Annotated in this window: 11 protein-coding genes; 5 read left to right on the top strand and 6 right to left on the bottom strand. The window is 67.1% G+C overall.

The features are described 5' to 3' along the window. The first annotated feature begins 39 nt into the window (after window positions 1–39). The 4 genes from ACGVWT_RS00565 (at window position 40) to ACGVWT_RS00550 (ending at window position 4,681) form a co-directional block, all read left to right on the top strand. Window positions 40–1,356 carry an amidase family protein gene (locus ACGVWT_RS00565; protein WP_315462221.1) on the top strand — a complete coding sequence of 439 codons (1,317 nt, stop codon included), beginning with the start codon at window positions 40–42 and terminating at the stop codon, window positions 1,354–1,356. Beyond that, window positions 1,356–2,546: an acyl-CoA dehydrogenase family protein gene (locus ACGVWT_RS00560; RefSeq protein WP_315462222.1), complete on the top strand. Its 1,191-nt coding sequence runs from the start codon at window positions 1,356–1,358 to the stop codon at window positions 2,544–2,546. The genes ACGVWT_RS00565 and ACGVWT_RS00560 overlap by 1 nt, the downstream gene beginning before the upstream one ends. A 99-nt stretch (window positions 2,547–2,645) precedes the next feature. Then, the gene (locus ACGVWT_RS00555) at window positions 2,646–3,773 is read left to right on the top strand and encodes an acyl-CoA dehydrogenase family protein (protein ID WP_315462223.1); all 1,128 of its coding nucleotides are present in this window, start codon (window positions 2,646–2,648) and stop codon (window positions 3,771–3,773) included. Then, window positions 3,773–4,681 (top strand): acyl-CoA thioesterase II, encoded by a 909-nt coding sequence (locus tag ACGVWT_RS00550; RefSeq protein WP_315462224.1) that lies wholly within the window; start codon window positions 3,773–3,775, stop codon window positions 4,679–4,681. The genes ACGVWT_RS00555 and ACGVWT_RS00550 overlap by 1 nt, the downstream gene beginning before the upstream one ends. A 111-nt stretch (window positions 4,682–4,792) precedes the next feature. Here ACGVWT_RS00550 and ACGVWT_RS00545 read toward each other — a convergent pair whose 3' ends face one another. The 6 genes from ACGVWT_RS00545 to ACGVWT_RS00520 all read right to left on the bottom strand — a co-directional run bounded on the left by ACGVWT_RS00545 (window position 4,793) and on the right by ACGVWT_RS00520 (window position 11,301). After that, window positions 4,793–5,902 (bottom strand): energy transducer TonB, encoded by a 1,110-nt coding sequence (locus ACGVWT_RS00545; protein ID WP_315462225.1) that lies wholly within the window; start codon window positions 5,900–5,902, stop codon window positions 4,793–4,795. Window positions 5,903–5,938: 36 nt separating this feature from the next. After that, entirely contained in the window at window positions 5,939–6,739 is an 801-nt protein-coding gene (locus tag ACGVWT_RS00540; protein ID WP_315462226.1) for an SDR family NAD(P)-dependent oxidoreductase, read from the bottom strand. Continuing rightward, the gene (locus ACGVWT_RS00535) at window positions 6,739–7,503 is read right to left on the bottom strand and encodes an SDR family oxidoreductase (RefSeq protein WP_116462267.1); all 765 of its coding nucleotides are present in this window, start codon (window positions 7,501–7,503) and stop codon (window positions 6,739–6,741) included. The genes ACGVWT_RS00540 and ACGVWT_RS00535 overlap by 1 nt, the downstream gene beginning before the upstream one ends. Window positions 7,504–7,590: 87 nt before the next feature. Further along, entirely contained in the window at window positions 7,591–8,643 is a 1,053-nt protein-coding gene (locus ACGVWT_RS00530) for a phosphotransferase family protein (RefSeq protein ID WP_315462227.1), read from the bottom strand. A 169-nt stretch (window positions 8,644–8,812) separates the two neighbouring features. Continuing rightward, complete coding sequence (locus tag ACGVWT_RS00525) at window positions 8,813–9,895, bottom strand: Zn-dependent alcohol dehydrogenase (RefSeq protein ID WP_315462228.1); 1,083 nt, start codon at window positions 9,893–9,895, stop codon at window positions 8,813–8,815. A gap of 143 nt (window positions 9,896–10,038) precedes the next feature. Further along, window positions 10,039–11,301, bottom strand: coding sequence for an acyl-CoA dehydrogenase family protein (locus tag ACGVWT_RS00520; RefSeq protein ID WP_315462229.1), 1,263 nt, complete (start codon window positions 11,299–11,301; stop codon window positions 10,039–10,041). A 156-nt stretch (window positions 11,302–11,457) separates the two neighbouring features. Between ACGVWT_RS00520 and ACGVWT_RS00515 the strand changes: the two genes are divergently transcribed. Then, complete coding sequence (locus tag ACGVWT_RS00515; RefSeq protein ID WP_063685362.1) at window positions 11,458–12,717, top strand: TetR/AcrR family transcriptional regulator; 1,260 nt, start codon at window positions 11,458–11,460, stop codon at window positions 12,715–12,717. Window positions 12,718–12,789 lie beyond the last annotated feature (72 nt).

The raw sequence follows: 12,789 nt of genomic DNA, 5'->3' as shown, positions 1-12,789 counted from the left end.
ACGCGCCATGGTCCCCCTCCCCGTGCCGGGGAGGATGGCATGATCGAGCGGTCCGCCCTCGCCACCGCTGCGGCCGTCCGTGCCGGTGACACCACCGCGCTAGCCGAAACCGAAGCCGCGATCGCGCGGATCGAGGCGGCGAATCCCTACCTCAACGCGGTTGTCGTAAAGGACTACGATCGCGCCCGCGACGCGGCGCGTGCGCTCGACGCGCGGATCGCGGAAGGGTTCGACGCGCCGTTGCTCGGCGTGCCGATGACGATCAAAGAAAGTTTCAACGTCGCCGGCCTGCCGACGACGTTCGGCGTCGAGCAGTTCCGCGATTTCGTGGCCGCGGAGGATGCGGTTGCCGTGCAGCGGCTGAAGGCCGCGGGCGCGATCATCCTAGGCAAGACCAACGTGCCGCCGCGCCTTGCCGATATCCAGTCGAACAATCCCATCTACGGCCGCACGCGCAACGCGTTCGATCCGGCGCGCGTGGCGGGCGGATCGTCGGGCGGGTCGGCGGTCGCGCTGGCGAGTGGCATGGTGCCGCTCGAGTTCGGGTCAGACATCGGCGGCTCGATCCGCGTGCCCGCGGCATTCAACGGCGTCTGGGGGCACAAGCCGACCTATGGCGTGCTGCCGACCGACGGCCATTTCTTTCCCGGCACCGATTTCGCCAAATCGGTCCTGTCGGTGATTGGGCCCTTGGCGCGCGACGCGGACGATTTGGAAACGGCGCTGAAGATCGTCGCCGATCATCCGCTTGCACCCGCCAAACGCCATGGCGACCAGTGGCGCATCCTGCTGCTGGTCGACGCGCCCAAGGCGAAGGTGCAGCGCGCGATCCGGGATGCGATCGACGATCTTGCCGAGCGCTTCCGCGCGCAGGGTGCGACGGTCGATACGGCGAGCGACCGGCTGCCCGACCTCGAACGGCAGAACGCCGCTTACGAACAGATGCTCAACATCGCGATGTCGGTGCGCGGGCCGCAACCGCCGGGGCATGAACCGCCGACGCTGGCGACCTGGCTGCACCTGCATGACGAGCAGGCACGCGTGCAGCGCCAGTGGCGCCGCTTGCTCGAAACATATGATGTGGTGATCGCGCCGACTGTCGGCATGACCGCGTTTCCGCACGACGACACCCCCCTGCCCCACCGGCGGCTCGACATCGACGGCGAGGACACGCCGTTCCTGCACCAGTTCGCCTTCCCCGGCCTCGCCACGCTGCCGATGCTGCCCGCGACCAGTGTGCCGATCGGCCGCGATGGCGGCGGCCTGCCGATCGGTGTGCAGGTGATCGCCGATTTGTACCAAGACCGCACCGCCCTCGCCGCCGCCCGCGCGGCCCATGCGCTTGCCTGGAGCTGATGATGACAGACCTCGACCAATTTCGTGAGCAGACCCGCGCGTGGCTGGAGGCGAACTGCCCGCCGGAGATGCGCGAGCCGATCCGTGGGGATCAGGACGTCTGCTGGGGCGGGCGCCATTACGATCCCGCCGCCAACCCTGCGCAGGCGCAATGGCTGAAGGTGATGGGCGAGCGTGGCTGGACCGTGCCCGACTGGCCGAAGGAATATGGCGGCGGCGGGCTGTCGCCGGCGGAAACCAAGGTGCTGCGCGAGGAAATGCGCGCGATCCGGGCCCGCAATCCGCTCAACAGTTTCGGCATTTCGATGCTCGGGCCGGCTCTGCTGAAATACGGCAGCCAAGAGCAGAAGCTAGAACATCTGCCCAAGATCGCGCGCGGCGAGATCCGCTGGTGCCAGGGCTATTCGGAACCCAATGCCGGCAGCGACCTCGCGGGCCTCGCCACCAGTGCCGAGGATGCGGGCGATCATTATATCGTCAACGGGCAGAAGGTGTGGACCAGCTACGCCGACAAGGCCGACTGGATCTTCTGTCTCGTCCGCACCAGCAAGGCGTCCAAGCAGGGCGGCATCAGCTTCGTGCTGTTCGACATGGAGAGCCCTGGCGTCTCGACCAAGCCGATCCTGCTGATCAGCGGCTATTCGCCCTTCTGCGAAACCTTCATGGACAATGTGAAGGTGCCCAAGGCGAACCGCATCCACGAGGAAAACAAGGGCTGGGACGTGGCCAAATACCTGCTCGGCCACGAGCGTGAGATGATCTCCGGCATGGGCCTCGGCGGTCAGGGCGAAAGCCCGCTGGTGGCAGGCGCGATCGCGACGATCGGGCTGGACCACGACGGCCGCCTCGCCGACCCGGTGCTGCGCACGCAGATCGCGCTGTTCGAGGTCCGCGCCAAGGCGTTCGCGGCGATGAGCGAACGCTTCATCGACGAACTGAAGGCCGGCCGTGCGCACCCTGCCCAGCCGAGCATGATGAAGTACGTCGGGACCGAGCTGAATAAGGACCGCCACGAGTTGATGATGGCGGCGGGCGGATCGGACGCGCTGGAATGGGAAAGCGAGCGGTCGAATAGCGGCGCTGCGCCGCGCGCCTGGCTGCGAACCAAGGCGAATTCGATCGAAGGCGGGACCAGCGAGATCCAGCTCAACATCATCGCCAAGCGCATCCTGGAACTGCCGGGAGCGTAAGCCCCTTACGTCACCCCAGCGCAGGCTGGGGTCTCCCTGTTGTAGCCCGCGCCGGTGGCGCGAGACCCCAGCCTTCGCTGGGGTGACGGAGATACGGACATGCCCCTCTACCTCAACGACGAACAGACGATGCTGCGCGATACGGCGAAGGACTTCGTCGCCGAACATGCGCCCGTCAGCCACCTCCGTGCGCTTCGCGATGCGAATGACTCCACCGGCTTTTCACGGGATCTGTGGAAGCAGTTTGCCGAAATGGGCCTGAACGGCGTGCTGGTGCCCGAGGCACAGGGTGGCCTGGGCCTGGGCCATGTCGAAGCGGGCGTGGTGCTGGAAGAGATCGGGCGCAACCTGTGCCCCTCCCCCTTCCTCGCCACGGCGGTCGCAGCGGTCGAGGCGCTGAAGGGGAGCGCGCAGGCGGAACGCTGGTTCCCTGGCATCGTCTCAGGCGACACGATCGCCGCGCTGGCGATCGACGAAGGTCCCAAGCATCGCGACGGGATCGGCATGACCGCAGAGCGCGCCGGCAACGGCTTTCGCCTGAACGGTGCCAAGCAGTTCGTCGCGCATGGCCATGTCGCCGACCTGCTGATCGTCGCAGCGCGCACCGCCGGGTCGGCGGAGGAGGCGGACGGCGTGACGCTGTTCGCGGTGCCGCGAGATGCCGCGGGGCTGACGGCGTCGCCCGAACGGCTGGCCGACTCGAGCCTTGCCGCGCGGATGACCTTCGACGGGGTCACCGTCGATGCCGATGCGGTGATCGGTGAGGTCGATGGCGGGCGCGGCGGGCTGGACCGGCTGCTGCGTGCCGGCCGGACGGGTGCGTCGGCCGAGATGCTGGGCGTCGCGGGCGGCGCGATGGACATGACCGTCGGCTATCTGAAGGAACGCAAGCAGTTCGGCACGCTGATCGGCAGCTTCCAGGCGCTGCAGCATCGCGCCGCGCACCTCTACAGCGAGCTGGAGGTCGCGCGCGCCGCGGTGCTGAAGGCACAGCAACTGCTTGACGCCGGATCGGATGAGGCGGACGAGGCGGTGTCGGTCGCCAAGGCGATGACCGGCATGGCGACGACGCTCAGCGTCCAGGAAGGCGTTCAGATGCATGGCGGCATCGGCATGACCGACGAATATGACATCGGCTTCTTCATGAAGCGGGCCCGGGTGCTTGCCGAAATGTTCGGCGACACCGGCTTCCATGCCGACCGGCTGGCGCGCGCGGCAGGCTATTGATGGGCGACCAAGCCACCACCGAACACCGCGAGCGGACGCCGGAGGAGCTGGCGGCGATGCTCGTCACGCTGCTCGACGTCGAGACGCTCGATACCGATCTGTACCGCGGCCCCCGCCAACCGGGCGGCCGCGGGCGGGTGTTCGGCGGTCAGGTGATCGCGCAGGCATTGCAGGCGGCGCAGCGGTCGGTCGAGGGCAAGGACGCGCATTCGCTCCACGCCTATTTCATGCGGCCGGGCGACGAGAATTTCCCGATCGTGTATCAGGTGACGCGTGACTTCGACGGCAAGAGCTTCGCGACGCGCCGGGTGGTGGCGATGCAGCAGGGCCAGCCGATCCTGACGATGACCGCCTCGTTCCAGACGCCCGAGGACGGCCTGCACCATCAGGACACGATGCCCGAGGTGCCGGCGCCGGAGACGCTGAAATCGGAACGTGAGCTGCGCCTCGCCGTTGCGGATAAGGTGCCGGAGAAGTTTCGTGATTTCTTCACGCGGCGGCAGAATGCGATCGAGATGCGCCCGCTGTACCCGCGCAGCTGGTTCCTGCCGGAGAAGCGCGCGCCGAACAACGCCGCGTGGTTCCGCACCGCCGCGCCGATCGGCGACGATCCGGCACTGCATCGCGCGGCCCTCGCCTATGCGTCCGACATGGCGCTGATGGCGACGAGCATGATGCCGCACGGCGTCAACTGGCTGATGCCCGAAATGCAGACCGCGAGCCTGGACCACGCCCTGTGGATCCACGAGCCGTTCCGTGCGGACGAATGGCTGCTCTACGTCACCGATAGTCCCTGGGCGGGCCATGCACGCGGCATGAACCGCGGCAGTATCTTCACGCAGGACGGTCGACTGGTGGCGAGCGTCGCGCAGGAAGGGTTGATCCGGAAGCGCGCGCCGAAAGCCTGAGTTGCGCATACGCATATCGGCTAAAAAGCCGTCACTGCGAGCGCAGCGCAGCAATCCAGAGCCGGAGCGGGACGCCCTAGATTGCTTCGCTTCGCTCGCAATGACGAACGCTCAATCGGGCAGAGGCACCTGAGCAGCGGTTGGATTGGGTACGCCCGGCTTGCGGATCACGTAGCGCACGCGTTCGATGCAGCCGACATAGCCCGGGCCGGGCTTGAACGTCGCGGAGCGCAGCATGTTTTCGGCGGCCGCGCCGAAATCGGCGGTCGGTTCGGCGGCCTGCGCATGGACATTGCCGATCGCGCCCCAGGGCGCGACGTCGAAGGTCACCATCGCCCAGCCTTCGATGCTGCGCGTGTTGTAGTTCGCCGGATAGACGAGCTGCGGTTGCCGGTCCCAGACATGCTCGCGCGGACAGGTCGCCGCGGCAGGGCGCCAGGCATCCTCTTCGGGCGCAGGCGGCGCGGGCAACAGGGTGGGTGCCTTGAAATAGCCGAAGGTGCAGGCCTTGTGCGCCCCCTTTTCGAAGCGCGAGCGCGCCACCGCCTCGCGCCCCGCCCGGTCGAGCGGCGCCGTGCCGCTGCTGTCGAGCGTGCGGATCGCCTTGGGCTTGCCATCGCCCGACAGGTCGAAGCCGATCAGCGTCCAGCTGACATAGCCCGGCTGATCGGGCAACGCCTTGAAATCCGGAAAGGCACGCAGCAGCGCCTGCGGCGCCGGATCGCCGCAATCGCCGCCGGCATGGATCCGATCCCAGATGCTGCGCGGCGGCGCGGTGCGCGGGGTCATGAAGGTAGCAATGACATCGTGTAGCGGCGCACCCGCGACCGAGCTGACATCGGGCGTGAAGGTGACGACGCAACCCGTTCGTGCAGAACCCGCGGCGAAACGGGTCGCGGCGAGCGCCGGCGCGATATCCTCGCTATCCTGCAGATAGGCATTGCCGCGGCGCGTGATCGACAGCGGTCGGCCGCTGGCATCGATCCGGAAGTCGAACGTCGCGGAGGCGCGGCCGTTGCCGTTCCAATAGAGGACGGCCCGGCGCGGTTCGGCGGCCATGACCGGAGGCTGGCTGCCCCCGTCGCGGCACAGCACCGGGCTCATCGTCCAGTGGAGCAGCCATTGCCCCGACTCCGGCGCGCGCGGGACGGACGGCACCGAAATGATCGGTGGGGGAGCGGCCTGCGGGGCGGCGAGAGCGGCGGCGAGGATCAGTAGCATGTCCGCATCCTGCGCGCGCCGCGTGACGGCATCAAGTCAGACCGCGGTCTTGCCATATTCCTGGCGCGTGACGGGATGGCTGGAGGACAGCCCCCCATCGACCGCCAGCGCCTGCCCGTTGACGTAGCTGGCATCGTCGGAGGCGAGGAACAGTGCGACCTTGGCCAGCTCTTCCGGCTGCGCGCCGCGGCGCAGCGGATTGAGGCGGCCGACGCGGTCCATCTTGCCCGCCTCTCGCGCATAATCGAACGTCGGCTTGGTCATGCCGGTTTCGGTGAGGCCGGGGCAGATGGCATTGACGCGGACGTTGCTGCCGGACAGCTGCTGCGCGGCGACCGCGGCGAGGTTGATGACGCCTGCCTTCGATGCCGAATAGGCAGGCGAGCCCGCGCCCGAGCGGATGCCAGCGACGCTGGCGGTCAACACGATCGCCCCGCCGCCCCGGCTCGCGATCTTCGGTGCGGCGTGCTTGATGGCGAGGAACGGGCCGATCAGGTTCACGCGCAATACGTCGGTGATCAGCGCGACGTCGGTGTCGAAAATGTTGGCCATGCCGCCCGAAATGCCGGCGTTGGCGAACATGATGTCGAGGCCACCGAAGCGTTCGCAGGCGAGGTCGATCGCGCGGACGACGTCGGCTTCGCTGCCGGCGTCGATGCGCAATGCCTCTGCCGTGCCGCCGGCCTGACGGATCGCATCTGCCGTGGCGTCGGCGCCGTCGGTGAGGTCGGCGACGAGCACGCGGCCGCCCTCCGCCGCAAAGGCCATGGCGGCGGCACGACCGATGCCGCTGCCGGCACCCGTCACGATGATCGATTTGTCGGTGAAGCGGGCCATCAGATCGTCACCCCGCCATCGACGACCATCGCCTGCCCCGTCATGTAGCGGCTGGCGTCGGACGCGAGATAGACGACCGCACCGGCGATATCGATGGGATCGCCCAGCCGTCGCAGGGGCGTATGGCGGCTGGAGCGCGTCTCCGCCTCCGGCGTGTCCCACAGAGCGCGGGCGAAGTCGGTCTTGATCAGGCCGGGCGCAATGCAGTTCACGCGGACGTTGTCGGGGCCGTATTCGACCGCATAATTGCGGGCGAGCTGGAAGTCCGCCGCTTTGGACACGTTATACGCGCCGATGACGTCCGAGCCCTTCAGGCCGCCGATCGACGAGACGATGACGATCGAGCCATCGCGTCGTTCGCGCATGTCGGGTGCCACCATCTGGATCAGCCAGTGATTGGACAGGATGTTGTTGTCGAGGATCTTGCGGAACTGGTCGTCGGCGATGCCGGCGAGCGGGCCGTAATAGGGGTTGGACGCGGCATTGCAGACCAGCACGTCGATCTGCCCCCAGGCCGCGCGCGTCTGGTCCACCAGCGCCTGCAAGGCGGCCTTGTCGGAGATGCTGGCAGCGATGGCGATCGCCCGTCCTTCCCCGAACTCCGCATTGATCTCGGCTGCGACGGCGTCGCAGGCGTCCTGCTTGCGGCTGGAGATGACGACACGCGCGCCGGCGCGGGCGAGCTCGATCGCGCTCGCCTTGCCGATGCCGCGGCTGGAGCCGGTGACGATGGCGACTTTGCCGGTGAGGTCGAACAGCGACATGGAGGCCCTTTCAAAAGTCCTAAAAGTCACACGAAAGCATGTCTCGCACCTAACACTTGATGCGAGACATGATGCCTAAAGCATTGTTTATGCTCCAGCCGCTTGCGCGAAGTGCCAGCTTGCCGCGGCGAGGCGATGGACCTGCGCCGCCGACCGTTCGGCCTGCGCACTCGACGCGGTGCCATCGACGATCCGCTTCTTGATGCCCTGGACGATGCCGGTCAGGCGGAAGAGATTGTAGGCGAAATACCAGTTGAGATCGGGCACGCCGTCGCGCCCCGTGCGGGCGCAATAGCGGTCCACCATCTGCTCGATCGTCGGGATGCCGGTGTCGGGGCCGGTCTGCCCCTTCACGCCCGATCGGCCTTCGGGTTCGGTCACCCAGCTCATCAGGAAATAGCTGAAATCGGCGAGCGGATCGCCGAGCGTCGATAGCTCCCAGTCGAGCACCGCGATGACGCGGGGTTCGTCACCTGCGAAGATCATGTTGTCGATGCGATAATCGCCGTGGACGATCGACGTGCGCGTCTGGTCCGGCACCGTGAGCGGCAGGAAGTCGATGAGCTTCTCCACCTCCGGCATGTGTTCGGTTTCGCTGGCGCGATATTGCTTGGTCCAGCGTTCGACCTGGCGGGCGAAGTAATTGCCCGGCTTGCCATAATCGCCGAGGCCCGCGGCGACGTGATCGGTGTTGTGCAGGTCGGCGAGCGTATCGACCATCGCATTGTAGATGCCGGTGCGCTGCTCGGGCGTATAGTCCGGCAAGGTGCCGTCCCACAGGTTGCGCCCGTCGGCGAGACCCATGACGTAGAACATCGCGCCGATGACGCTGTCGTCGGTACACAGGCCATAGGGCTTCGCGACCGGAAAGCCGGTCGGGTACAGGCCGGCGATCAACCGATATTCGCGATCGACCGCATGGGCGGAGGGGAGCAGCGGTCCGAACGGCTTGCGGCGCAGGACATAGGCGCCCGACGGGCTGTCGATGCGATAGGTCGGGTTGGACTGGCCGCCGGCGAATTTGGCGTAGGTGAGCGGGCCGGTGAAGCCGGCCACGTTCGCCTCCATCCAGCGGGTGAGCTTCGCCTCGTCGAGCCGGTCCTTGTCGGCGACGGCGATGGTGCCGGGGGGTGTGGTCATGAGAAGGCCCTTTGGGATGCGCGACGCTTTGCCCCTCTTCCTCCGTCACCCCGGACTTGTTCCGGGGTCCACTCCGCGGCGAGGGGAGCGGTTCGAGCCTCCTGCCGTGCCCGTGTGGCCCGGTGGACCCCGGAACGAGTCCGGGGTGACGAGGTGCTTTTGGCACCCCTCACGCGAACGTGATCACGCTGCGGGTGGCGTCACCCTTGCGCAGTTCGTCAAACGCATCGTTGATCCGCTCCAGCGGCATGCGTTCGGCGATGATCGTGTCGAGGTCGAGGCTTCCGCGCATGTAGAAATCCACCAAGCGTGGAATGTCGACGGGGAAGCGGTTGCTGCCCATTAGGCCGCCCTGCAGCTTCTTGCCCGACAGCAGGTCGATCGCCGACAGGCCGACCTTTTCCGAGGGTGGCAGCATGCCGAGGATCGTCGCGGTGCCGCCGCGGCGCAGGACCTTGACCGCGGTGGCGGCGCTTTGCGGGCGGCCGACCGCTTCGATCGCGTGGTGGACGCCACCACGCGTGATCTCGACCACCTCGTCCGCCGCGGTATCCGACAGCGCGTCAATGCTGTGGGTCGCACCGAGCTTTTCGGCGAGCGCGCGCTTTTCCGGCACGGGATCGAGCGCGATGATCTTGCCCGCGCCGGCGATCTTGGCGGCGTTCACCGCGGCAAGGCCGATGCCGCCGCAGCCGACGACGCACACCGTTTCGCCGGGCGTGACATCGGTGGTGTTGAACACCGCCCCGGCCCCTGTCGTCACGGCGCAGCCGATCAGCGCGGCGCGGTCCATCGGCATCTCCCGGTCGATCGCGACGCAGGCATGCTCGTGGACGAGCATCATCTCGGCATAAGCCGACAGGTTGAGCATTTGCGCGACCGGCTGGCCGTCGAGGGTGAGGCGCGGCGCGGCGCCTTTGGGCCGGCGGACGCCCGCGTCGACGCACAGGAACATCCGCCCCGTGACGCAGAATTCGCAATGGCCGCAGAAGGCGCTGAGGCAGGTGACGACGTGGTCGCCGACCTTCACGGTGCGTACCTCGCTGCCCACCGCCTCCACCACGCCTGCGGCCTCGTGCCCCGGGATGGTCGGGAGCGCGTGCGGGTAGATGCCATCGACGAAGTGCAGGTCGGATCGGCAGACGCCGACCGCGACGGTGCGGATCAGGACTTCGTGCGGGGCCGGATCGGCGACGGCGACGTCCTCGATGCGGAGCGGGGTCTTGGGTTCGAAGAGGACGGCGGCTTTCATGGGAATGGCCTTTCCTGTTTCGTATTCGTCATCCCGGCGGACGCCGGGATCCATGGTTTCGACATCGCTGGTGGAGCGCGCCCTCGTCAGGTCATCGCATCCATGGATCCCGGCTTTCGCCGGGATGACGATACGGTGGCAGATCAGCGCGCGGGGCGCTCCGCAGCATAGTCGCCATATTTGCCGAATTCGGCGCGGGCGATGGCGCGGTTGTGGACCTCATCCGGCCCGTCGGCGAAGCGGAGCGTGCGCAGTGCCGCCCAGGCGTGGGCGAGGTGGAAGTCCTGGCTGACGCCACCGCCGCCATGCGCCTGGATCGCGTCGTCGAGGATCTGCAGCGCCATCGTCGGCGCGGCGACCTTGATCATTGCGATCTCGAGCTGCGCGGCCTTATTGCCCGCCTTGTCCATCATGTCGGCGGCCTTGAGGCACAGGAGGCGCGTCATTTCGATGTCGATGCGCGCCTTGGCGATCCGCTGTTCCCACACCGAATGATCGGCGATGCGCTTGCCGAACGCGACGCGGCTCAGCAGCCGCTTGGCCATCGCCTCGATCCCCGTTTCCGCGACGCCGATGGTGCGCATGCAATGGTGGATGCGGCCCGGCCCGAGGCGCCCTTGGGCGATCTCGAAGCCGCGGCCTTCGCCGAGCAGCACGTTCTCGACCGGCACGCGCACGTCCTTCATCACCACCTCGCCATGGCCGTGCGGTGCATGGTCGTAGCCGTAGACCGTCAGCATACGCTCGATGGTGACGCCGGGGGCATCCATCGGCATCAGGATCATGCTCTGCTGCTGGTGGCGCTTGGCCGATGTATCGGTCTTGCCCATCACGATCGCGACCTTGCAGCGCGGATCGCCGACGCCCGACGACCACCATTTGCGGCCGTTGATGACGTAGTGATCGCCGTCGCGGACCATGGAAGTTTCGATGTTGGTCGCGTCGGACGAGGCGACGGCAGGTTCGGTCATGAGGAAGGCGGAGCGGATGTCGCCGTTCATCAGTGGCCGCAGCCATTGGTCCTTCTGCTCGCGCGTGCCGTAGCGGTGGAAGACCTCCATATTGCCGGTGTCGGGCGCGGAGCAGTTGAAGACCTCCGACGCCCAGCCGATCTTGCCCATTTCCTCGGCGCACAGGGCGTATTCCAAGTTGGTGAGCTGCGTGCCTTCGAACTCGAACGTGTCATCGACATGCGTCTGCCCCGAGTTGGGCGGCATGAAGAAATTCCAGAGGCCGGCGGCCTTCGCCTTCGCCTTGCACTCCTCGATGACCGGGATCACCTTCCAGCGCTCGCCTTCATGTTCCTGCGCGTCGTGTTCGGCCTGGCGAGGGCGGATTTCCGAATCGATGAACTGGCGGACGCGGTCGCGGAAATAGGTTTCCCGCTCGCTCAGGGTGAAGTCCATGGGGCGTCTCTCCAACGTATGTTTGGCAGAGGTCTAGGCCGTACCGTACATTCGGTAAAGTCCCATCCGCCCGCTCCCCATGGCTTTTTCACGCCTGACGCCCGGCAGCCCAAGAAAACACTGTTTCTTCGAAAGCGGCATTGATAGACTGGCCGGATGGAACAAACGGGGGCGGATGCCGGCGAGACAGTCGGGGCGGAGGAACAGGGCACCAAGCGCTTCCGGGCGAAGCGCGATGCGATCCTGTCCGCCGCAGCGGAGGCGATCAACGAACAGAGCGCGAAGGGCATGACCTTCGCCGACGTGGCGCGCCGCGTAGGACTGAATACGACCAGCGTCACCTATTATTTCAAGCGCAAGGAAGACCTGGCGGCGGCGGCGTTCGAGCATACGCTCGACCAACTGCTCGCCATGCTGGACGACGCGCTCGCCCAGCCGACGCCGCAGGCGCGCGTGCGCCGCTATCTCGGCCTCATCATGGACCGGCTGGCCCGCGTGCAGCGCGGCGAGGATCGCGCGATGGCGGTCCTGTCCGACCTGCGCGCCAGTGAGGAGCCCAACCGTACCCGATTGCTGAATCGCTGGCGCGAGGTGTTCCGGCGGACGCGCTCCTTATGGGGCCCTGCCGCCAGCCGTGCGGAGACGGACCTGTTCGGGGCGCGGGCGCACGTGCTGCTGGAGAACACCTTCTGGCTGCCGATCTGGGTGCTGCGCTACGAACCCGATCAATACGATCGGATCGAAGCACGGCTGATGGACGTGTTCGAACATGGCATCGCCGCGCCGCATGCGCGCTGGGCGCCGCAGCCGATCGATCTGAGCCATGAAGAGACCGAGCCGGGGCGCGCAGCCTTCCTGCTGGCGGCGACGCGGCTGATTAACGAGCTGGGCTATCGGGGCGCATCGGTGCAGCGGATCGCGGCCGAGCTGAACGTTACCAAGGGCAGCTTTTACCATCACCTCGACGCCAAGGACGATCTGGTCATCGCCTGCTACCGCCGCAGCTTCGACACGATCAGTGATGCGCAGCGCCTGGCGGACGAGACCGGCGGCAGCCACTGGCAGCGACTGTCGAGCACGATCGCGACGCTGCTGGACGTGCAATTTGCCGAGCGCGCACCGCTGCTGCGGACGACCGCGCTGTCGGGCCTGCCGGCGATCGTCCGGACGGCGATGGTCGACCGGTCCAACCGGATTGCGCGGCGCTTCGCCGGCACGATGATGGACGGGATCGCCGAAGGATCGATTCGACCGGTCGATGCGCTGGTGGCGGCGCAGGCCCTGATGGCCCTCCAGAACGCGGCGTTCGATATGCGGAAATGGGCGGGAACGATGCCGCGCGAACGTGCGGTGGCGATGTATGCCTCGACCCTGTTCTTCGGCCTGTTCGACGATCGGGCGCTTCGCGACGCGTGAGCGCGGGTCGTTACGGCGACGTCCGCTAAATTATTGCGATCTCGGACACTTTATGTGCGCGTCCCGTTGGGC

Source organism: Sphingomonas sp. S6, from assembly GCF_043498045.1.
Classification (GTDB): domain Bacteria; phylum Pseudomonadota; class Alphaproteobacteria; order Sphingomonadales; family Sphingomonadaceae; genus Sphingomonas.
The sequence above is the reverse complement of the archived record's forward strand: the minus strand, read 5'-3'. Positions and strand labels throughout refer to the sequence as shown.